This window comes from Rhodococcus sp. BP-316 (assembly GCF_019836105.1).
In the GTDB taxonomy this organism is placed as follows: domain Bacteria; phylum Actinomycetota; class Actinomycetes; order Mycobacteriales; family Mycobacteriaceae; genus Rhodococcoides.
Genome location: NZ_JABUEE010000009.1, coordinates 1 through 19,821, shown reverse-complemented (window position 1 = coordinate 19,821; position 19,821 = coordinate 1). Strand labels below are relative to the sequence as shown.

21 protein-coding genes are annotated in these 19,821 nt (G+C 67.9%); 8 read left to right on the top strand and 13 right to left on the bottom strand.

The window, feature by feature from the left end; all coding sequences use genetic code 11:
• Nucleotides 1-108 precede the first annotated feature (108 nt).
• Entirely contained in the window at nucleotides 109-2,463 is a 2,355-nt protein-coding gene (locus HQ312_RS17395) for a pyruvate dehydrogenase (RefSeq protein WP_222639657.1), read from the top strand.
• Nucleotides 2,464-2,476: 13 nt separating this feature from the next.
• Here the strand turns inward: HQ312_RS17395 and HQ312_RS17390 are convergent, their stop codons facing one another.
• Genes HQ312_RS17390 through HQ312_RS17380 form a run of 3 tightly spaced genes read right to left on the bottom strand, consistent with a single transcriptional unit; the run spans nucleotide 2,477 to nucleotide 3,453 of the window.
• The gene (locus HQ312_RS17390) at nucleotides 2,477-2,803 is read right to left on the bottom strand and encodes a multidrug efflux SMR transporter (protein WP_222639653.1); all 327 of its coding nucleotides are present in this window, start codon (nucleotides 2,801-2,803) and stop codon (nucleotides 2,477-2,479) included.
• Nucleotides 2,803-3,135 carry a multidrug efflux SMR transporter gene (locus HQ312_RS17385; protein ID WP_222639649.1) on the bottom strand — a complete coding sequence of 111 codons (333 nt, stop codon included), beginning with the start codon at nucleotides 3,133-3,135 and terminating at the stop codon, nucleotides 2,803-2,805. Before HQ312_RS17385 ends, HQ312_RS17390 begins: the two co-directional genes overlap by 1 nt.
• Before the next feature lie 24 nt (nucleotides 3,136-3,159).
• Complete coding sequence (locus HQ312_RS17380) at nucleotides 3,160-3,453, bottom strand: chorismate mutase (protein ID WP_222639644.1); 294 nt, start codon at nucleotides 3,451-3,453, stop codon at nucleotides 3,160-3,162.
• Nucleotides 3,454-3,629: 176 nt separating this feature from the next.
• On the opposite strand from HQ312_RS17380, the gene HQ312_RS17375 reads away from it, so the two are divergent.
• From HQ312_RS17375 to HQ312_RS17360, 4 genes are all read left to right on the top strand, one after another.
• Nucleotides 3,630-4,610, top strand: a complete 981-nt coding sequence (locus HQ312_RS17375; RefSeq protein ID WP_308123921.1) for an iron-siderophore ABC transporter substrate-binding protein — start codon at nucleotides 3,630-3,632, stop codon at nucleotides 4,608-4,610.
• Between the two features lie 280 nt (nucleotides 4,611-4,890).
• Complete coding sequence (locus HQ312_RS17370; RefSeq protein WP_222639635.1) at nucleotides 4,891-5,430, top strand: MarR family winged helix-turn-helix transcriptional regulator; 540 nt, start codon at nucleotides 4,891-4,893, stop codon at nucleotides 5,428-5,430.
• Nucleotides 5,431-5,443: 13 nt separating this feature from the next.
• Nucleotides 5,444-6,640 (top strand): CaiB/BaiF CoA-transferase family protein, encoded by a 1,197-nt coding sequence (locus tag HQ312_RS17365; protein ID WP_222639630.1) that lies wholly within the window; start codon nucleotides 5,444-5,446, stop codon nucleotides 6,638-6,640.
• Nucleotides 6,637-7,623: a D-glycerate dehydrogenase gene (locus tag HQ312_RS17360; RefSeq protein WP_222627972.1), complete on the top strand. Its 987-nt coding sequence runs from the start codon at nucleotides 6,637-6,639 to the stop codon at nucleotides 7,621-7,623. The genes HQ312_RS17365 and HQ312_RS17360 overlap by 4 nt, the downstream gene beginning before the upstream one ends.
• 3 nt (nucleotides 7,624-7,626) lie before the next feature.
• Here HQ312_RS17360 and HQ312_RS17355 read toward each other — a convergent pair whose 3' ends face one another.
• From HQ312_RS17355 to HQ312_RS17330, 6 genes are all read right to left on the bottom strand, one after another.
• Nucleotides 7,627-7,980 (bottom strand): hypothetical protein, encoded by a 354-nt coding sequence (locus HQ312_RS17355; RefSeq protein ID WP_056446591.1) that lies wholly within the window; start codon nucleotides 7,978-7,980, stop codon nucleotides 7,627-7,629.
• Nucleotides 7,977-8,330, bottom strand: coding sequence for a TetR/AcrR family transcriptional regulator (locus tag HQ312_RS17350; protein WP_051612997.1), 354 nt, complete (start codon nucleotides 8,328-8,330; stop codon nucleotides 7,977-7,979). Before HQ312_RS17350 ends, HQ312_RS17355 begins: the two co-directional genes overlap by 4 nt.
• Before the next feature lie 18 nt (nucleotides 8,331-8,348).
• On the bottom strand, nucleotides 8,349-9,410 hold the full coding sequence (locus HQ312_RS17345; protein ID WP_222639626.1) for a low specificity L-threonine aldolase: 1,062 nt from the start codon (nucleotides 9,408-9,410) through the stop codon (nucleotides 8,349-8,351).
• Between the two features lie 28 nt (nucleotides 9,411-9,438).
• Complete coding sequence (locus tag HQ312_RS17340; protein ID WP_222639623.1) at nucleotides 9,439-10,509, bottom strand: amidohydrolase family protein; 1,071 nt, start codon at nucleotides 10,507-10,509, stop codon at nucleotides 9,439-9,441.
• Between the two features lie 99 nt (nucleotides 10,510-10,608).
• Nucleotides 10,609-11,670 (bottom strand): hypothetical protein, encoded by a 1,062-nt coding sequence (locus HQ312_RS17335; protein WP_222639621.1) that lies wholly within the window; start codon nucleotides 11,668-11,670, stop codon nucleotides 10,609-10,611.
• Between the two features lie 74 nt (nucleotides 11,671-11,744).
• The gene (locus HQ312_RS17330) at nucleotides 11,745-12,440 is read right to left on the bottom strand and encodes a FadR/GntR family transcriptional regulator (RefSeq protein WP_222627962.1); all 696 of its coding nucleotides are present in this window, start codon (nucleotides 12,438-12,440) and stop codon (nucleotides 11,745-11,747) included.
• A gap of 208 nt (nucleotides 12,441-12,648) precedes the next feature.
• On the opposite strand from HQ312_RS17330, the gene HQ312_RS17325 reads away from it, so the two are divergent.
• The 3 genes from HQ312_RS17325 (at nucleotide 12,649) to HQ312_RS17315 (ending at nucleotide 16,845) form a co-directional block, all read left to right on the top strand.
• The gene (locus tag HQ312_RS17325; RefSeq protein WP_222627960.1) at nucleotides 12,649-14,022 is read left to right on the top strand and encodes an SLC13 family permease; all 1,374 of its coding nucleotides are present in this window, start codon (nucleotides 12,649-12,651) and stop codon (nucleotides 14,020-14,022) included.
• A gap of 112 nt (nucleotides 14,023-14,134) precedes the next feature.
• Nucleotides 14,135-15,343 carry a CaiB/BaiF CoA-transferase family protein gene (locus tag HQ312_RS17320; protein WP_222627958.1) on the top strand — a complete coding sequence of 403 codons (1,209 nt, stop codon included), beginning with the start codon at nucleotides 14,135-14,137 and terminating at the stop codon, nucleotides 15,341-15,343.
• Nucleotides 15,343-16,845, top strand: a complete 1,503-nt coding sequence (locus HQ312_RS17315) for a carboxyl transferase domain-containing protein (protein ID WP_222640418.1) — start codon at nucleotides 15,343-15,345, stop codon at nucleotides 16,843-16,845. The genes HQ312_RS17320 and HQ312_RS17315 overlap by 1 nt, the downstream gene beginning before the upstream one ends.
• Before the next feature lie 12 nt (nucleotides 16,846-16,857).
• Here HQ312_RS17315 and HQ312_RS17310 read toward each other — a convergent pair whose 3' ends face one another.
• The 4 genes from HQ312_RS17310 to HQ312_RS17295 form a co-directional block, all read right to left on the bottom strand.
• Nucleotides 16,858-17,418: a hypothetical protein gene (locus HQ312_RS17310; protein WP_222639617.1), complete on the bottom strand. Its 561-nt coding sequence runs from the start codon at nucleotides 17,416-17,418 to the stop codon at nucleotides 16,858-16,860.
• Nucleotides 17,419-17,429: 11 nt separating this feature from the next.
• Nucleotides 17,430-18,578: a zinc-dependent alcohol dehydrogenase gene (locus HQ312_RS17305; protein WP_222639615.1), complete on the bottom strand. Its 1,149-nt coding sequence runs from the start codon at nucleotides 18,576-18,578 to the stop codon at nucleotides 17,430-17,432.
• A gap of 79 nt (nucleotides 18,579-18,657) precedes the next feature.
• Nucleotides 18,658-18,867 (bottom strand): dodecin, encoded by a 210-nt coding sequence (locus HQ312_RS17300; protein WP_027504346.1) that lies wholly within the window; start codon nucleotides 18,865-18,867, stop codon nucleotides 18,658-18,660.
• Nucleotides 18,868-19,156: 289 nt separating this feature from the next.
• Complete coding sequence (locus HQ312_RS17295) at nucleotides 19,157-19,768, bottom strand: pentapeptide repeat-containing protein (protein WP_222639613.1); 612 nt, start codon at nucleotides 19,766-19,768, stop codon at nucleotides 19,157-19,159.
• Between the last annotated feature and the right edge of the window lie 53 nt (nucleotides 19,769-19,821).

Below are 19,821 nucleotides of genomic sequence, written 5' to 3'. Positions count from 1 at the left end.
AGAATGCTCGGTCGCGGAGCCGGATCTTGCGCAGTCGGCAAGACCGTGGTCACCTGGGGATCTCCGCGAAGCATCGAGCCGGAGATGACGTCCTGAGGGGGCAGCGCCATGACCAGCAACGAGCATGTCGACGATCGAGCGCCACAGACGGTGGAGACCCTGGAGGAGATCGCACAGCGTGTGTTGTGGCTGTCGACCTCGATGATCCACCACGCCAATCGAATTCGGCCCAACCCCGGCGGACTCAAAGTCGGAGGCCATCAAGCCTCGTGCGCGTCGATGGTGTCGATCATGACCTCCCTGTGGTTCGAACAGTTGCAGCCCGGGGACCGGGTGTCGGTCAAGCCGCACGCGTCTCCGGTGCTGCACGCGATCAACTACCTCCTCGGTGAGTTGGACGAGAAGTACCTGACGACGCTGCGGTCCTACGGCGGTCTGCAGTCCTACCCCTCGCGTGCCAAGGACCCCGACACCGTCGACTACTCCACCGGGTCCGTGGGAATCGGAGCGACCGCACCGATCTGGGGTGCGATGTCGCGCCGCTACGTCGACGCCGCCTTCGGTGACGCGCACGACGACGCCCGGACAGCGACCGGATTCCGGGGGCGGCAGTACTCGCTCGTCGGCGACGCCGAACTGGACGAGGGCGCGGTGTGGGAAGCGGTGATCGACCCGGGAATCGCCGACCTCGGCGAGATCGTGTGGATCGTCGACCTGAACCGCCAATCGCTGGATCGAGTGGTGCCGAACTTCGCTGCGCGGCGGCTGGAGAAGATGTTCGACGCCGCCGGCTGGCAGGTCGTCACGGTCTCGTTCGGCACCCTTCTCGACGCATTGTTCGCCCGTCCCGGCGGCGAGGCCCTGCGCGAACGCATCGTCGACATGCCGAACCCGGAGTACCAACGCCTCCTGCGCTGCACGGCGGACGAACTGCGCACCCGACTGCCCGGCGCCGGGCCCGGTGCCGAACGGATTCGTGCCCTCGTCGCCGATCTGGACGATGCCGCTCTGACGGAGGCCGTCCGCAACCTGGGCGGACACGACCTCGCCGCACTGCGCGCCGCGTTCGCCCGTATCGACGACACCCGTCCCACCGTGATCATCGCGTACACCGTCAAGGGCTTCGGGTTGCCGACGCAGGGTCATCCGCAGAATCACTCGTCGTTGCTGACGGTCGAGGAGTACGCCGCACTCGCCGGCACGCTGGGCACCGACCCCGACGCGCCCTGGGCACGATTCTCGGACGACAGTCCGGCCGGGCGGGTGTGCGCGGACACCGCGGACCGGCTGCGCCGGGAACCGATACACACGGCCGAGCCTCCCTCGGTGCCCACCGACATCGGGCGCACGCCCAAGGGAACGGCGACGACGCAGGCCGCGCTCGGTCGCGTCCTGCTCGACCTGACCAGAGCGGCGCCGGAAGCCGCCCGACGTGTGGTGACCGTCAGCCCGGACGTCAGCTCCACCACCAACCTGGGCGGCTGGGTGAACAAGGTCGGAGTGTGGTCGTCCTCGGAGCGCCACGACTGGTTCGGTGACGACGCCGAGACGATCATGCACTGGCGCGAGAGCCCCACGGGGCAACACATGGAACTGGGCATCGCCGAGACCAACCTCGTCGGACTGATGGGTGAGCTCGGTGCGACGTGGAGTCGGTGGGGAGAGCCGCTGTTCCCGATCGGAGTCATGTACGACCCGTTCGTCGAGCGCGCGCTCGAGCCGTGGTCGTACGGCATCTACGCAGGCGGACAGTCCATCCTCGTCGGCACCCCCTCGGGAGTGACCCTGGCGGCGGAAGGTGGTGCGCACCAGTCGATCAAGACCCCGTCGATCGGTCTGGAGCAGCCCGGGTGCGTGAGCTGGGAACCGGCGTTCGCGATCGACGTCGAGTGGACGCTGCTGGCGGCGATCGGACGGTTGGGGCGCCCGGGCGGCACGTCGGCGTATCTGCGCCTGTCGACCAGACCGGTCGATCAGTCGCTGGCGAACGTTCCGGCGGATCCGGCGGCGCGGGAGCGCCGACGGCGGCAGGTGGTCGCCGGGGGATACCCGCTGGTGCGGCGGGACGGTGCGGTGGTGACCATCGCGGCGATGGGCGCAATGGTCACCGAGGCCCTCGCCGCGGCGGAGCGGCTCGAACAGATCGGGCTCGCTGCCGACGTCCTGTGCGTCACGAGTCCGGGGGAGCTGTATCGGGCGGTGCAGGCACGGCAGGGGCATCTCGAGGCGGAGTCGTGGATTCTCGATCATCTGCTGCCGGCAGAGCGGGCGACGCCGATGGTGACGGTCCTCGACGGTCATCCCCACACGCTCGCGTTCCTGGCGACGGTGAATCGGGTGCCGTCCACGTCTCTCGGGGTGAGTGAGTTCGGTCAGGTCGGCGCACTCGACGAGGTGTACCGCCACCATCAGATCGACACCGACTCGATCGTCCGGGCCGCACTCGACGTCACCGGGCACTGACTGCTCGGCAGGTTCATCGAGCGGCCGCGGCACCGAGTTCGATGAGCAGGACGCCGACGACGATGCATGCGATCCCGCCGAGCATGCGGCGGGTCAGGGGTTCTCGAAAGAGGTACCGGGAGGCCACGGCGGTGAGGGCGACTCCGGACGCGGCCCAGATGCCGTAGGCCACTCCCAGGGCCAGACCCGAACGGAGCGCACCGAGCAGGGCGACGAACGCGAGGAGATAGCCGAGAGCGACGACCCCGTAGAACGCGGGGCGTCCGGTGGCCGCCACGCGGAGCGACAGCGTGGCCGACACCTCGAGGAGGATGGCGCCGAGGAGGAAGAGGTACTGCATCACGGTTCCCGCTCTGCGGGGTGGGACCCGGTCTCGACGAGGAGTACACCGACGATGACCAGTCCGATTCCGAGACCCATCAGGATGGTCAGCGGTTCACCGAAGAGCGCTGACGCGAGAAGGGCGGTGAGAGCGACACCGCTTGCTCCCCAGATACCGTAGGCGACACCGAGGGCCATACCGCGGCGCAGTACGGACGCGAGTCCGACGAAGGCCAGCAGATAACCGATGATCACCACGACGTAGAGGACGGGACGGGTCTCGGAACCTTTGAGCGACAGGGTGGCGGACACTTCGGCCACCACGGCCGCCGCCAGAACGAACCACACCATGCGGTAGTTCTACCGCGGGCGGGACTAGCGAGCGATCTGTCCGCGGCCCATACGCAGGAGGAGCATGCCGAGGGTGCGGCCCTCGCGGCCGAGATCACCGAAGTGCTGGAGCACCGACATCTCGCGTGAGGACGATGCGGCCGAGCGGGGCTCCATCATGCCGACGGTGCGAGTGAGCTCGGTGCGTCGTGCCACTGCGGCCAGGATCTGGGCGTCGAGACGCTCGATCTCGTCGTGCATGGAGTCGATGTCGTGGGCGGTGTCGGCACCGTGGTTGCGCGTGACGTCTGCGGTGGCGAAGTCGGTTGCAATGCTCATGTCTACTGAATCGCGCCCATCCCGAATTTCATTACCGATCTGCCGAGATATTTTTCGGCGACCAGTCGAGAACGGGTCTCACCTGGGGTGATGCAGATTGTGAGCTGGATCGCAGTGCGCCCGTGGGCGTCAGGTGAGGTTAGGCTAACGCAATGTTTCTCACCGTGTGTGCGCCCGTGAGGCGACTGATCCCTGTACTCGTCGCGACGGTGGCCCTCACCGTGTCGTGCTCGTCGGCCGCCACCGAGGACGGCCGCGACGCGGCGCAGACGGCGGCCGGCGGCGTCTATCCAGCGACGGTCGACACCGCGTTCGGCGCCGTCGACCTCGAGTCGGCGCCGACGCGCGTCGTGGCGCTGGGGTGGGGGGACGCGGAGACGGCATTGGCCCTCGGGGTCCAGCCGGTCGGTGCCAGCGACTGGCTCGACTTCGGCGGAGAGGGCGTCGGTCCGTGGGCGGAGGGTCTCTACGACACACCACCCGAGATCATCGGAACCCTGGAACCGTCCTACGAAGCCGTGGCGGCACTCGAGCCGGATCTGATCCTCGACACCAAGAGCTCGGGCGACGTCGGCCGGCACGACCGGCTGGCGGCCATCGCGCCGACCGTCGGCATCCCGGAGGGTGCGGAGAACTACACGACGTCCTACGAGGATCAGGTCACCATGGTGGCCGCGGCGCTCGGTGTGCCCGAGAAGGGCGCCGAGCTGATCGCCGGGCTGGACGACGGCTTCCGCACGGCCGCTGCGGACCATCCGGAGTTCGCAGAGAAGACCGTGACGGTGGGCGCCCTCAGCGGAACCGGCTACGGCGCCTACATAGAGGACAGCGAGCGGGTGCAGTTCCTGATGCGGCTCGGGTTCCGGCAGAACCCGACCATCGCATCGATGACCCCGGTGCGGTTCTCCGTACCGATCGCGGACGAGCAGCTGGGTCTGATCGACGCGGATCTCGTCGTCATGTTTCCGATCGGCAAGACTGCGCAGGACATCGAGCAGAACCCGCTGTTCCGCAGCATCCCGGCCGTGGCGCAGGGGCATGCGATCGTGTTCGACGACCCGGCGGTGGCGAAGTCCTACTCCACCAACTCGGCGCTCTCGCTGCAGTACGCACTCGACACCGTGGTGCCCATGCTGGCGGAGGCGCTCCGGTCGTGATGCTCGGAGGCGATCGCTCACGCGTGCCTTCACCAGCGGCGCGACCTCGGTGCCGAGCAACTCGATGCCCCGCAGCATGGTCCGTCCAAGAGATGCGCCACCCGCTCGCGAGCGGTGACGCGGTGGCCGGTGTCGTACTCGACGACGGCCGACACGAAGTTGCCGATCCCGATCTGCATTGGTGCCGTTCTGCCGATGTAGTGAAGTGTCAACACTCTGTGGTGTCGAGTTGAACCTTCAAGTGAGGGTAGCGAAGGTTCACGACACCTAGGCTGGGTGCGTGAACGACGACGTCGAGTGGCTGCGACCCGACGAGTGGCTGCGACCCGACGAGGTACGCGCGTGGCTCGCGGTCGCAGGCCTCCTCGAGGCGCTCCCCGCAGTACTGAACTCGCAATTGAAGAACGACGCGGGGGTCAACCACTTCGAATACATGCTTCTGGCCGGTCTGTCCGAGTCGCCTGGTCGGAGTTCGCCGACGAGTGAGATCGCTGCCTTCGCCGCAGGATCACTTTCTCGGGTCTCCCACGCACTCACGCGTATGGAGTCGCGGGGGTGGGTCGAACGGGGGCCACGCGGAGGCCCCGGTGGGCAGACCGCGGTGACGTTGACCGACGAGGGCATGGAGATCGTTCGTCGCGCGGCTCCCGGTCACGTCGCGCAGGTGCGAGAACTGGTCGTCGACCGCCTCGGTCGTGAGGACGCACTCGAGCTCGGGCGACTCGCGGGCCGGGTGCTCGAGGGTGCGAACCCGGCGGTCCACAGGATGCTGATGGACCGGTATCCCGAGCAGGACGTGCGCCCGGACGACCGGGACTGACGGAGAGGACCCCATGTCGCTACCGCTGACCGGCATTCGAGTGCTGGAGCTCGGCAACTACATCGCCGCGCCGACCGCGGGACGCATGCTCGCGGACTTCGGCGCGGAGGTGATCAAGGTCGAGCGACCCGGCACCGGCGACGAGATCCGGAACTGGCGTCTCTATTCCGGTACCACGTCGATGTTGTACCGGACGATCAACCGCAACAAGAAGTCGATCGTGCTCGATCTGCGCACCGAGCAGGGGCGGCAGGACGTGCTGGATCTCGCCGCGCAGTGCGACATCGTGCTCGAGAACTTTCGGCCCGGCACTCTCGAGAAATGGGGACTCTCGCCGGAGCGGTTGAGCGAGAGGAACCCCGATCTCATCATCACCCGCATCTCCGCTTTCGGGCAGACCGGTCCGATGGCCGAGCGTCCGGGCTTCGCCGCCGTCGCGGAGGCCTACGGGGGATTTCGCAACCTCGTCGGCGACCCCGACCGACCACCGGTTCGCGTCGGAGTGTCGATCGGTGACTCCATCGCCGGCCTCTACGCCGCCTTCGGTTGTGTCATGGCTCTGTTCCGACGCCAGACCGCGTCGAGCGAGCTCTCGCTCGAGCAACGCTCGATCGACGTCGCGCTCAACGAGTCGATTCTGTCGATGATGGAATCGCTGGTACCCGACTACCTCGCCTACGGAGTGGAACGCGAACGCACCGGTGGGCGGATGGAAGGCATCGCGCCCTCGAATGCGTACCCGTGCAACGACGGTCACTCGATCATCATCGCCGGCAACGGCGACGCCATCTTCCAGCGCTACATGGAGACGATCGGTCGGCCGGATCTCGGCGCGGATCCCGAGCTGTCCGCCAACGCCGGCCGCTGGCGACGTCGGGACGAACTGGACGCGGCCATCTCCGCCTGGACCATGCTGCACTCACGCGACGAGGCGTTGGCGGTGCTCGATCGGGCCGGTGTGCCGTCGGGGCCCATCTACACGGCCGCCGACATCGTGCGGGATCCACAGTACCGAGCGCGCAACATGATTCAGACGTTCCCCGTGGACGTCGGTGGTGAGACTCCGGTGGACGTGGGTTTCGTCGGTGTGGTGCCCGTCATCGGCGACGCGTCCGTTCCCATCCGATCGCTCGGACCGGACCTCGGCGAGCACACCGCCGAAGTACTGCGGGAACTGTTGGGACGCACCGAGAGCGAGCACGACGCATGACACGGATTCTGGTCACCCTGCCGATTCCCGAACCAGGTATGGAGATTCTGCGCCGCGCCGCCGACGTCGACGTGATCGCGCTCGATCACGTCGCGCTGGCGGAGCGATGCGCCTCCGGCGACTACGACGTGGTGGTGGCCCAGCTCCGGGACCGGTTCGACAGCGCACTGCTCGCCGGTGCGCGGCTGCGTGGGATCTCCAACTACGCGGTGGGTGTCGACAACATCGACGTCGGCGCCGCCACCGTCCGAGGCATCGTCGTCGGGAACACTCCGGGCGTCCTGACGGACTCCACGGCGGACATCGCTCTCCTGCTGATGCTGGCCACCGCGCGTCGGGCGCTCGAGGCGGACCGGACGGTGCGCGCCGGTGAGTTCACCGGATGGGCACCGGACCTGATGCTCGGCACGGACGTGTCCGGACGGGTGCTGGGACTGGCCGGATTCGGGCGCATCGCTCGCGCGACGGCGCGGCGCGCTCTCGGATTCGGTATGACGGTGCGGTTCTGCCCACGGCCCCCGTCCGACAGGCCCGTCGACGATGCGGAGCTCGACGAGTTCGGCGGTCGCGTCGAGCACGTCTCGTGGGACGAGTTGGTGGCGACGAGCGACTTCCTGTCCCTGCACGTTCCGCTGACCGAGGCGACGTACCACCTCGTCGATGCTCGGGTTCTCGGCGCGATGAAGACCTCCGCGATTCTGGTGAACACCGCGCGCGGGCCGGTGGTCGACGAGTCCGCTCTGGTGGAGGCGTTGCGGGACGGCGTGATCGCCGGTGCGGGGCTCGACGTCTACGAGGACGAACCGGCCACGGCACCCGGCCTGTCGGAGCTGGCCAACACCGTGCTGCTGCCGCACGTCGGGAGCGCGACGGTGTCGGTGCGGAGCGAGATGGCGCGTCTGTGCGCGGAGAACGCCGTCGCGATGGCCGCCGGCACGATGCCGCCCCACGCCGTCAATCCGGAGGCATGGGCGGACCTGTGAGAACTAGGTCGCGAGTGCGGCGTTGACCGCGTTCTCCGTTCGGGTCGGATCGTCCACCGTCAGGACGAGTCGATCGAACCGTCCGGTGCCGTCGAGCTCGATCACAATGTTGCGCACCGGGTCCCCGACGTTCCAGAACACTTTCTCGCCGTCACGATGGAAGGTGCCGGCGTACTTTCCCGGTATCGAGAGGCCCGGAGCCCTGATGCCCCTGGGCTCACGCCGTACACCGGTGTCGACGGTGGCGCCCTTCACCTCGGACAGCGGAATGTCGAGTCGGCGCGTGAAGCTCCAGAGCTTGTCGAGGCCGCGTGGTTCGACGACCAGTCGGCCGTCGACGATGGTCACGGTGTTCATGCTGTGCCCTTTCTCTCGATGCAGGCGCGCGTGAGTATCGCGTCGCCCAGTGCCCGTGCGTCGATGTTCTCGGCAACCAACTTCTCGCGGATCTCCTGCCTCACCGAGGGATCGGAGGGGGCCAGATCCATGAGAGCGACGAGAAGCAGAGGCATCGTGGAGTGCGTCGAGCGCAGTGCGGTGAGGAACAGTCCGCGCTTGCTTCCGAACGCGTTGTAGAGGCTCGCCCGTCGGATGCCGACGGCGTCGAGGATCTGATCGACGGACGCGCCGGTGTAACCGTGACGGACGAACGTGTCGACGGCGGCCGCGAGCACAGTGTCCGTGTCGAACTCGCGCGGTCTCGGCATGCACCCATTCTAGACTGATCAGTCAATAATGGCGAGCGCCCGCACGGCATCGACGAACGCGTCCACGTCGCGCGCAGTGTGCGCGAACGACGTCACGAGACGCACGACCCCCGGCTCCCACCGGTCGTCGTAGAACGTGAATCCGCGGTCGTGCAGTGCCTGTGTCAGAGCAGCGGGGAAGCGGAAGTAGGACATGTTCGCCGACGCGTCGCCCACGACCTCGATGCCCCCGATCTGTCGGAGCCCGTCTCGGAGCCGCGCGGCCATCGCGTTGGCGTTCCGCGCATGACGCATCCAGAGGTCGTCCTCCAGGTACGCGACCAGTTGCGCGCTCTGGAACCGCATCTTGGACGTCAGCTGGCCACCGCGCTTGTGTCGGAACGCCAGTTCGGTGGACAACGAGGGATCGAACGACACGATGGCCTCGGCGGTCATCGTGCCGTTCTTCGTCGCGCCGAAGGACAGGATGTCCACGCCTGCTCGCCAGGTCATCTCGGCCGGCGTGCACTCGAGGGCCACGAGCGCGTTGGCGAACCGGGCGCCGTCCATGTGCACGCGGAGTCCGGCATCGTGCGCGATGGTCGACACCTCACGCACCTCGTCGAGGGTGTGGACGCTGCCCGTCTCGGTGACCTGCGTGAGGCTCACCACCGACGGCTGGACACTGTGGACGTCGCCGCGTCGTCGCACGACCGCGGCGCGCAGTGCGGTGGGATCCATCGTCGAACGGGGGCCGTCCACGAGGACGATCTTGGCGCCGTCGGTGAAGAACTCCGGAGCGCCGGCCTCGTCGTTGGTGATGTGGCCGTCGGGATGAGTGAGGATGCTGCCCCACGGCGGTGTACACGCGGCCAGCGCCAGTCCGTTGGCCGCCGAACCGGTTCCGACGACGAACACGTCGACGGGACGCTCGAAGACGTCGGCCATCAGCGTCGTGAGACGAGCGGACGTCGGATCGTTGCCGTACGGGGCTGCGAGCCCGGTCGATGCCTCCGCCATGGCCGCGAGGATCTCCGGGGCGGTGCCCGCGGCGTTGTCGCTGAGATATCCGGTGAGTGGGGCAGTGGTGCTCGTGGCCATACCCCCATGGTGGCAGAACCTCGACCGGCTACCGCAGCTCCGCCGCCAGCCGAGGGAGCAGCGCGAGGGGATTGGCGCGTTCCACCCGTGCCCGGCCGTCGCCGTCGAACACGTCGGACAGGCCGGGGGCCGGGTCGTCCGTGTCCGAGGCGGAGTAGGTGAGTCCGCTGAAGGGCCAGTCGGTTCCGAAGACGATGTGGTCGATGTCGGTCACTTCGAGCACCGATCGCAGCGACGACGCCGAGGCGGACAGTGCGGTGTCGTAATGGAAGCGTCGCAGTGCACCCTCGAGGCCGAGCAGCGACACGGACGGGATCTGATCCGGTGCGACGGCGCGGGGCGCATTCAGCCGCGTGGCGAGGTACGGCAGGCAACCACCCGCGTGAGCGAGGACGAAGCGGATGTTCGGATACCGGTCGAGGGTGCCGGCCGCGATCATCTCGACCGCGGTCCGTGTGGTCTCGAACGGGAACTCGAGGAGGAAGCTCGGAAGCGGCAGTGGGGGAGCCGAACCCGCGGGGAGCTCGCCGGGGTGCACGAAGACGAGGGCGGACCGCGCGTCGAGCAACGCCATGATCGGCTCGAAGCGTGGGTCACCGAGGTAGATGCCGTCGTACGACGACAGCAGTGCCACCCCGTCCATTCCCAGCACGTCCAGGCCGTACGCGATCTCGGCGAGGGACGCCGGCACGTCCGGAAGTGGCACGGTGACCAGGGAGCCGAAACGAGTGGGATGCAGTCGAACCTGGTCGGCCGCGTAGTCGTTGCAGGAGCGCGCGAGGCGCACCGCCTCGAGGCCGCGCACGAACCGCACTCCGGGGTCGGAGATCGAGAGCACCTGGGCCGCGATGCCGAACTCGTCCATGAACGCGAGAGCGGACTCCGGCGACCACGCGGGCAGCGGTAGGCCGCCCGGAACCAGAAGCCCGGCGCGCAGCACGGCCTCCCGATACATCGGCGGGATCATGTGCGCGTGTAGGTCCACTCGATACGCGCCTGTGGGAGCGGCCGAGGCCGTCGGTCCCGTGGCCGCGAGCAGCCCCGTGCCGAGCACGCCTCCGCCGATCAGAGTCTGCAGAGCCTGTCGTCGTGTCGCCATCGTCGTTCCCCCCGTGTGCGGAAGCCGTCCCCCCGGCTCCGCGGCAACGTAACAGGCGTCGGTGCCACTCCTGATGTTTTCATCGGAATTCGGGACCGGTCACGAGTCGACGTGGTCCTGCGTGTCGTCCAGTCGGCCGGCAGCTGCGCGTCGACGAAGGACCTCGCGGTGTCCGAACGTCGCACGGAGAATCTGCTCCCGGTCGGCCACGGTGCTGCCGACGGCGCCCGCCACGGTGCCGAGTGATGCCGAGAGCCAGGCCAGGCGAACGTAATCGGAGAGGTTCGCCGCACGCCCGATCTGTTCGGACAGGAACGACGGAGAGATCACCACCGCGGCCGCCGCGCCGACCACCGCGAACAGGACCGCGTACATGACGGCCACCCCGGACACGACCGTACCGAGGGTGGCGAGGTTGTACATCGTGCGATCGAACCCACGCTCGCGTCGAGCGCGCCTCTCCCACAGTCCGTTCGGCACGATGAGCCATGTCGTCACGGCCACGAGGGCGGTGGCGGACACCGCTGACAGACGCACGATCGACATCGAGGCCGCCATCTGCCAGATGCTCGAGTAGAAGAGGCCGAACGCGGACGTCGCGGTCGCCGCGGCGAGTGCGCCGGACAACGTCGGCATCAACCGCCACGGGCGGTTGGTGCGGATCATGCCCGCGACCACTCGCGCTCGTCCCGCCAGGGCGGGCGCCACCAGGGCGTCGTGGCCGGAGACGGTGGACCAGTGCGCGAGACCCGTGGCGGGATCGGGCCTGTCGACACCGGTGGCGTCGCGTAGCGCTTCCAGCGCGGCCAGCGTGACGGCGCGCGCCCGCGGCGCGACTCGGTGGGTCCCGAACGACGGAACGTAGACGACCACCATCGACGGCCCGACGATCTCGGCGAGTACGGGGCGGGACCGCACGCGCCGCGGTATCTCGGACACGCACACGGTGAGGATGTCCTCGCTGCCCCCGGTATGGCCGAGCAGGGACGCCCAGGTGTCCAGGTCGGGGCTGCCGCTCTGTACCGGTGGCAACGGGATCGCGACCTGGTCGACGGTGAGCACGTCGCCGTCGCGCGTGGCCGATCCGTCGAGATCGGCCGCGACGGAGTCGGCGACGGCGGCGGCGAAGCCGGGATCGGACGCGACTCTGACGACGGGCATCCTGGTCGGCTACCCGTGTCGGTCGTTCGGAAACGGCGCGGCGGCGCGGCCTCTCTCGCGCGAGACCGCGCTCGCTAGCGTTCGGCCCGAAGTAGTTCCACGTCGGAGACCAGGCGGATGTGATCGGCCATCGCACGTCCGGCTTCCACGGTGTCCTCGCGCCGGATGGCCTCGGCGATACGCCGATGACCTTCGAGAGACGATCGTGGGCGATCCGATTGCGACAGCGACTCGATGCGGGTCTCGCGAATCAGTTCGGCGATCTCGCCCATCAACCGGGCGAGGAGCGGGGAATGCGCCGCGGCCGTCACGGCCCGGTGGAACAGTTCGTCCCCCGACACTCCTCGCTCACCGCCGGAGATCTCCGCCTCCATGACGTCCAGGGCGTGGTCGATGGCGCGCATCTCGTCGTCACTGCGCCGGGCCGCGGCCAGTTCGGCCAGTTTGACCTCGAGTGCCTCACGCGCCTCGATGACCTCGGGAAGGCGATCGGCGTGCTCGCGGAGCGCCCGAATGGCCATGTCGCCCACCGGTCTACGAACCAGTACTGCTCCGTCGCCGTGCCGCACGGACAGGATGCCCTGCACCTCGAGAGCCACCAGGGCCTGGCTGAGGGACGCGCGACTGACGCCGAGCTGGCCGGCGAGTTCGCGCTCGGCCGGCAATCGTTCGCCGACCTGCATGTCGCGCGCCGCGATGTGGTCGCACAACTGCTCGACGATCACCTCGTACAACCGCGGGCGGTTCACCGGACGGATCTGGTCGGCCACTGGGTCACCCGTTCTCTGCGTCACTCGTGCTCTGCTCCACTCACCCACAGAGTAGCGCCACCACGGCATCGTTACTCCGCCCACAGTGAGGGTTGACAGTGACTCAGTTCACTGCCAGAGTCATCGGTGTCTCAGTGGCTAGTCCACTTCGCCACTGACGCTCTCGGGCAGACGCCCGCGAGACACTCACACGGACCGGAGACCATCGATGTCGACCGAGTTGATACCCATTCTCGCGCTGGTCGTCATGTTCCTCGCAGCCACCGTGCTGCCGGTGAACATGGGCGCCCTGGGCTTCGTCGCAGCGTTCCTCGTCGGCACGCTCGCCGTCGGCATGGACACGGACCAGATCATCGGGGGATTCCCGAGCAGTCTCTTCCTCACCCTCGTCGGCATCACGTATCTCTTCGCGATCGCCCAGAACAACGGCACCGTCGACCTCCTGGTCCGTGGCGCCGTACGACTCGTCGGGGGTAGGGTCGCGCTCATTCCGTGGGTGATGTTCGGTATCACCGGCGTTCTCACGGCGATCGGGGCACTGGGCCCCGCCGCCGTGGCGATCGTGGCACCCATCGCCCTCGGCTTCGCGGCGCGCTACAAGATCAATGCGCTGCTCATGGGCATGATGGTCATCCACGGTGCCCAGGCGGGCGGGTTCTCGCCGATCAGCATCTACGGCGTCACCGTCAACCGCATCGCGGCCGACGCCGGGCTCACCAACAGTCCGCTGACTCTGTTCCTCGGAAGTCTGCTGTTCAACGCGGCCATCGGAGCACTGCTCTTCACGTTCCTGGGCGGACGGTCGCTCATCGGGCGCAGCGTCCACGACGACGACGGTCTCAGGCCGGACGGCGATCCGGGTTCCGTGGGCGGCGGCACCACGCGGACGACCGTGATGCGCGGTTTCGGTGCGACGACGACCAAGCGTCCGTCCCAGACTGTCACCGTGGAGAACGCGCCTCCGCTGGCCACGGCGGTCAAGGCGATCACGCCCGATCAGATTCTCACCCTCGTGGGACTCGTGTCGCTGGCAGTCCTGTCGCTGATCCTCGATCTCGACGTGGGCTTCGTGTCCATGACGGTCGCGGTGGTGCTGGCACTGGCGTCGCCGAAGGCGCAGAAGGGTGCGATCAACCAGATCAGTTGGTCCACCGTCCTTCTGATCGGAGGAATTCTGACCTTCGTCGGGGTGCTGCAGGAAGCGGGCACGGTCGAGTACGTCGGTAACGCCGTCGCCGGCATCGGCATCCCGCTGCTCGTCGCCGTCCTGCTCTGCTACATCGGTGCGATCGTGTCCGCCTTCGCATCCTCCACCGCGATCCTGGGCGTCACCATTCCGCTGGCAGTGCCGTTCTTGCTGGCAGGTGAGGTGGGTGCCGTCGGCGTGATCGTCGCGCTCGCCATCTCGTCCACCATCGTCGACGTCAGCCCGTTCTCGACGAACGGCGCGTTGGTGCTCGCCAACGCGCAGGGCGTCGATCGCGACGTCTTCTACCGGCAGATTCTGAAGTACAGCGCGCTGGTCGTGGCCATCGGACCACTGGTGGCCTGGGCCGTGCTCGTCGTCCCCGGCTGGATGTAACCGCTCCGCCGACGCTCCGTTGACATCACGTGGGCGTCGTGGTCTCCTTAATTGGCTAGGCCACTAGGTCACCGAACCAAAGCCATGCTCTCCGACAGGATCGAGAAACGCCATGCCTCTCAACACCACGGGCAGGACCGGCCCCCTCGACGGCACCGTCGTCGTCGATCTCACCCGCGCCCTCGCAGGACCGCACGCCGCGATGATGCTCGGCGATCTCGGTGCGGACGTCATCAAGATCGAATCGCCCAAGGGTGGTGACGACACCCGCGTGTGGGGCCCGCCCTTCGTCACACCGGAGCCGGGTGACGGTCACGCCGACCGCGAATCGACCTACTTCCTCTCCGCCAATCGGAACAAGCGGTCGATCGCCCTCGACCTCAAGACGGACGACGGTCGCGACGCCCTCGAGGCGATGATCGCCAAGGCTGACGTTCTGCTCGAGAACTTCCGCACCGGTGTTCTCGACCGGTTGGGATTCACGACCGAGCGACTGGCCGAGCTCAATCCCGGCCTGGTCGTGTTGTCCATCAGCGGTTTCGGCCACGACGGTCCGGAGGGCGGCCGCTCCGGCTACGACCAGATCGCACAGGGGGAGGCCGGCCTCATGTCCTTCACGGGCTCCGGGCCGGACGACGTCCAACGCGTGGGCGTTCCCATCGCCGACCTCCTGGCGGGCATGTACGGAGCTTTCGGAGTGCTCGCCGCACTTCGGGAACGAGATCGCACGGGGCGCGGAAAGGTGGTGCGCACCTCGCTTCTCGCGAGCGTCGTGGGAGTGCACGCCTTCCAGGGCACGAAGTGGACCGTCGCGGGGGAGATCGGACAGGCACAGGGCAATCACCACCCCTCCATCTGCCCGTACGGGCTGTTCCCGACCTCCGACGGCGCGGTGCAGATCTCGGTGGGCAGCGAGGGTCTGTGGCATCGCTTCTGCGACGGCTTCGGCATCGATCCGGACCTCGAGGGCATGGCCACCAACCCGCAGCGCGTCGGTAGCCGGGACGACGTCGTCGAGCTGGTGTCGAAGATCTTCCGCACGTACGAGACCGAGCCGCTTCTCGCTCTTCTCGACGAGATCGGCGTCCCGGCCGGCAAGGTGCGCAACGTCCAGGAAGTCTACGAATGGGAGCAGACCCGGTCGCAGGGTCTTCTCGTCGACGTCGAGCACGAGACGCTCGGGAAGGTGACGCTCCCCGGACCGCCGTTGCGCTTCTTCGACGCCGACGGAGCGGAGACCACCGAGACCCGGCACCTCGCTCCGCCCGTTCTGGGCGCCGACGAGGATCTGGTCCGCGCATGGTTGGCGGAGAGCGTCTGATGGCCGGCGTCGGTGCCCTCGCTCTGCTCGACATCGTGGTCGACGCGGGAAGTTTCGAGTCGTGGGACTCCACCCCGCACGATCATCCGGTCGACGAGGCGTACACCGCGGAACTCGCGGCGGCGCGGGAGAAGACCGGACTCGACGAGTCGGTGATCACCGGTGTCGCCACCATCTCCGGTCGGCGGGTGGCGATCCTGTTGTGCGAGTTCCGTTTCCTCGGCGGTTCCATCGGGGTCGCGGCCGGGGAACGTCTGACGACGGCAGTACGCCGGGCGACCGCCGAGCGGCTTCCGCTGTTGGCGCTCCCGACGTCGGGCGGCACGCGAATGCAGGAGGGCGCGGTGGCGTTCCTGCAGATGGTCAAGATCACGGCTGCGGTCACCGCCCACAAAGCGGCACATCTTCCGTACATCGTCTACCTCCGGCACCCCACCACCGGCGGAGTGTTCGCGTCCTGGGGATCGCTCGGTCACGTCACCATCGCCGAACCCGGTGCGCTGGTGGGGTTCCTCGGCCCGCGGGTGTACGAGGCCCTCTACGACACGCCGTTCCCGACGGGGGTGCAGACATCGGAGAACCTGCAGGCGCACGGACTAGTGGACGCGGTGAAGCGACCGGATCAACTCGGCGAGGTGGTGGATCGCGCTCTGCGCATCATGACGCTTCCGGCGGGGACACGCCCGCGGCCGGCGCCGGCGCCGGAGTGGTCGATCGACGACGTCCCGGCCTGGGACTCCATAGTGGCGTCCCGGCGGGCCGACCGCCCGGGTGTCCGCGAGCTGCTCTACAACGCGGCCTCGGACGTGCTGCCGCTCAACGGGACCGGGCAGGGTGAGACGGACCCCGGACTGATTCTCGCGCTGGTGCGTTTCGGCGACATGCCCTGTGTGCTGCTGGGGCAGGATCGCCGGGGCCAGACGCCGTTGACCCCGCTGGGTCCGGCAGCACTGCGTGAGGCGAGGCGGGGAATGCGCCTGGCTGCGGAACTACGACTGCCGTTGGTGACCGTGATCGACACCGCGGGCGCCGCGCTGTCGAAGGAGGCCGAGGAAGGTGGGCTCGGCGCGGAGATCGCGCGCTCCATCGCGGACATGGTCGATCTGGACACGCCGACCATCTCGGTGCTGCTCGGCCAGGGCACCGGTGGTGGCGCCCTCGCGCTGGTTCCGGCGGACCGCGTCCTGGCTGCACAGCACGCGTGGCTCTCTCCGTTGCCACCCGAAGGTGCGAGCGCCATCGTGCATCGCGACACCGCTCATGCCCCCGACATGGCTGTGCGCCAGGGTGTCCGGTCGCTCGACCTCCGTGGCGCCGGCATCGTGGATCTGATCGTGCCGGAGTACCCCGACGCCGCCGACGAGGTCCAGCCGTTCTGCGATCGCGTGGGTTCGGTGCTGCACCGGGAGCTGGCCGACCTGCTGGCAGAAGATCCGGACATGCGCAGGATCGCCCGGGAGAAGCGCTTCGACCGGATCGGTTCCGCCATGACGGCGGTGTGACGAGGAACCCTGTCAGCGCCTCCGGAGGGAGCGCACGATCGTGGTGGCCGCCACGCCCGCCAGAACCCACGGACCGCCGACGATGATCGGATCGATCCACGCGTGGTGCATGTCGACGCGGGTGGTTCCCCGCCTCGACCGCACCCCGTGGTGGGTGATCTCGGTGCGGATCCCGGTCTGCGTGATCGGGTTGTCGGGGTGCACGGTGGTCAGCGAACGCAGGTGGGATTCGACGGCGTCCACGCGGTCGCCCGCCAGGAGTAGCAGCCAGTGCGCCGCCCGGCCCTCGCTGTAGCGATAAGCGAACCGGCGCACGGCGCCGGACACCCCGCGCAGAGGTGCCGTCGTGCCGAAGACCGGCGGAAGAGTTCCGTGTTCGATGGATCGTTCGCGGGGACGCAGCTCGGGTTGACGCTCCGGGAAGTCCCAGTGCGCACCGGTCGCGCCGGGGTCGAATCGTTCTCGCGGCACGGACGGACGGTCTGCGGGATCGAGGTCGACACCCCATCCGGGAATTCGTGCGCGCAACTCGTCGTGGTCGGGTACGGGTGGGTGATCGGCACGGTAGACCATGGGTGGTCCTCTCAGCTCGCGTTCGGCAGCACGATCGGCTTGATGCAGCCGTCGAGCTTGGACGAGAAGATGTGGTAGCCGTCGGCGATGTGCTCCAACGGAATTCGATGGGTGATGATCTCGCTGGGCTTGACGTAGCCGTTACGAATGTGCGAGAACAAGCGTGGCCATTGGCGCTTGACGGGGCACTGGTTCATGCGCAGGGTCAGCCCCTTGTTCATCGCGTCGCCGAACTTGACCGCACTGAACATGGGCCCGTACGCGCCCACGACCGAGACCGTCCCGCCCTTGCGGACACTGTCGATGGCCCAATTGAGGGCGATGGGGGACCCGCCCTGGAGTGTGAACTTCGCGGCGGTGACGTGCTGGAGGAAGTTCCCGTCGGCTTCGGCGCCCACCGCGTCGATCACGCGGTCCGCACCGAGATGGTCGGTGGCCCTCTTCATGGTCACCACGAGGTCGTCGTGCTCCGCGAAGTTGATCGTCTCGGCGTGGGCGAAGGTGCGGGCCTTGGCGAGACGGTTCTCGAGGTAGTCGACGACGATCACCCTGCCGGCGCCCATCAGCCACGCAGACGTGGCGGCGAACAGCCCGACGGGACCGGCTCCGAACACCGCCACGGTGTCACCCTCGACGATGTCCGCGAGCTGCGCGCCGAAGTATCCGGTGGCGAGGGCATCGGTGCACAGGAGCGCGTCCTCGTCGTCCATCCAGTCCGGAATGATCGAGGGCCCGACGTCGGCGAACGGTACCCGGACGTACTGTGCCTGACCTCCGTCGTACCCGCCGCACGTGTGGGAGTACCCGTAGATGCCGCCGACGGCCGTCGCATTCGGATTGACGTTGTGGCAGTTGGAGTACAGGCCGCGTGCGCAGAAGAAACACGACCCGCAGTACACGTTGAACGGCACCATGACCCGATCGCCCGGTGTCAGGTTCCGGACCGACGGCCCGACCTCCTCGACCACGCCGATGAACTCGTGACCGAACGTCGTCCCGACCCTGGTGTCCGGCATCATGCCGTGATACAGGTGGAGATCGGATCCACAGATGGCCGCCATCTCGACCCGGACGACGGCGTCGTTCGGATGCTCGATGGTCGGCATGTCCTTGTTCTGCACTCGGACCTTGTACGGGCCTCGATAAGTCATGGCTTTCATGCGGTGCGATCTACCCGGCCCGCGTGCGGGGAAACACCGAACAGGTGGGTGAATCTCGATTCGGTGCCCCGCCGATCACTCAGTCGTCGAGTTTGAAGCCGACCTTCAGCGTCACCTGGAAGTGCGCGACCGCGCCGTTCTCGATGTGTCCGCGGGTCTCGGTGACCTCGAACCAGTCGAGCTCCCGCAGTGTGCTGCTCGCGCGGGAGATGGCCTTGCGGATGGCGTCGTCGACACCCTCCGTCGAGGTTCCGACGATCTCGGTGACGCGGTAGACGTTGTCGCTCATGGTGTGCCCTTCACTCGGTGACAGTTCCCCGTCATCGTGCGTCCTCGGGTGTCGTCCGGTCCAGGGTTCCGATCATCGCGGTTCGACGCGGTCGAGCACCTGTGTCCGTTTCGGAAGTGGGTGGCTCGGGTAGAAGACGTGCGGCGGCAGCGGCGGCGCGTGCGTCGGCGTGGACGCCCGGTGAGGTTGAGACCACAGCCTGCCGATGGAACGGCCTTCCCGCACGGACCACGCGGGCGGGGAGGCCGTGTCCGTCTTCTATTCGGAGTCGGGCGGAGGTGGGATCTACTCAGTCCGAGACGGTGAGACCGTGCGCGTGCACGTAGGCGAGTGCCTGGACCGTGTCGATGCGGGCTCCGTCGAGCACGGCCGACGTCCAGAACGTGGCATCGGCGATGCTGCCCCGCAGATCCGCATCGTTCAACCGGAGCCCGGAGGTGCGGGCACCGCCGAAGTCGACACCGCGCAGAGTGGCCTTGCGGAGATCGGTCCCGACGAGGTTGGCGTCACGCAGGCGCGCCCCGGTGAGGTCGAGTCCGCGGAGGTCGAGACCGCCGAGCGAGGTGAGCATGAGGTCGACCTCGTCGAAGACCGCGGGCGTGATGCGCGAGTCCGCGATGGCGGAACCGAGGAACGATGTGCTGCGGAAGGTGCTGTGCCACAATCGGCTCCGCCGGAACTCGCAGTTGCGGAAGGCCGACCCGATGTGCGTCGAGTCCGTCAGATCCACGCCGGAGAAGTCGCAGTCGGTGAAGACGACACCGTGGGTGGTCAGACCGCCGAGGTCCGCGTCGATGAAGCTGCAGCACGTGTACGAACGCCTGTCCCACCGCTGGCCGTGTGCGTCGCTCTCGTTGTAGTTCTCGTCCTCGAACGACCGGTCGGCGAATTCGTCCTCCACACGGGGGACTCTAGCGGGAGGGCCGGAGGCCGGTCGGGGTGTGGCGGGAAGGC

Excerpts from the sequence above, each read along its gene's own strand:
- HQ312_RS17320 (WP_222627958.1), top strand. The coding sequence starts at position 14,135 with ATGCCTCTCAACACCACGGGCAGGACCGGCCCCCTCGACGGCACCGTC.
- HQ312_RS17380 (WP_222639644.1), bottom strand. The coding sequence starts at position 3,453 with ATGAGCATTGCAACCGACTTCGCCACCGCAGACGTCACGCGCAACCAC.
- HQ312_RS17325 (WP_222627960.1), top strand. The coding sequence starts at position 12,649 with ATGTCGACCGAGTTGATACCCATTCTCGCGCTGGTCGTCATGTTCCTC.
- HQ312_RS17350 (WP_051612997.1), bottom strand. The coding sequence starts at position 8,330 with ATGCCGAGACCGCGCGAGTTCGACACGGACACTGTGCTCGCGGCCGCC.
- HQ312_RS17395 (WP_222639657.1), top strand. The coding sequence starts at position 109 with ATGACCAGCAACGAGCATGTCGACGATCGAGCGCCACAGACGGTGGAG.
- HQ312_RS17340 (WP_222639623.1), bottom strand. The coding sequence starts at position 10,509 with ATGGCGACACGACGACAGGCTCTGCAGACTCTGATCGGCGGAGGCGTG.
- HQ312_RS17390 (WP_222639653.1), bottom strand. The coding sequence starts at position 2,803 with ATGCAGTACCTCTTCCTCCTCGGCGCCATCCTCCTCGAGGTGTCGGCC.
- HQ312_RS17315 (WP_222640418.1), top strand. The coding sequence starts at position 15,343 with ATGGCCGGCGTCGGTGCCCTCGCTCTGCTCGACATCGTGGTCGACGCG.
- HQ312_RS17365 (WP_222639630.1), top strand. The coding sequence starts at position 5,444 with ATGTCGCTACCGCTGACCGGCATTCGAGTGCTGGAGCTCGGCAACTAC.
- HQ312_RS17345 (WP_222639626.1), bottom strand. The coding sequence starts at position 9,410 with ATGGCCACGAGCACCACTGCCCCACTCACCGGATATCTCAGCGACAAC.
- HQ312_RS17305 (WP_222639615.1), bottom strand. The coding sequence starts at position 18,578 with ATGAAAGCCATGACTTATCGAGGCCCGTACAAGGTCCGAGTGCAGAAC.
- HQ312_RS17355 (WP_056446591.1), bottom strand. The coding sequence starts at position 7,980 with ATGAACACCGTGACCATCGTCGACGGCCGACTGGTCGTCGAACCACGC.
- HQ312_RS17310 (WP_222639617.1), bottom strand. The coding sequence starts at position 17,418 with ATGGTCTACCGTGCCGATCACCCACCCGTACCCGACCACGACGAGTTG.
- HQ312_RS17385 (WP_222639649.1), bottom strand. The coding sequence starts at position 3,135 with ATGGTGTGGTTCGTTCTGGCGGCGGCCGTGGTGGCCGAAGTGTCCGCC.
- HQ312_RS17300 (WP_027504346.1), bottom strand. The coding sequence starts at position 18,867 with ATGAGCGACAACGTCTACCGCGTCACCGAGATCGTCGGAACCTCGACG.
- HQ312_RS17335 (WP_222639621.1), bottom strand. The coding sequence starts at position 11,670 with ATGCCCGTCGTCAGAGTCGCGTCCGATCCCGGCTTCGCCGCCGCCGTC.
- HQ312_RS17360 (WP_222627972.1), top strand. The coding sequence starts at position 6,637 with ATGACACGGATTCTGGTCACCCTGCCGATTCCCGAACCAGGTATGGAG.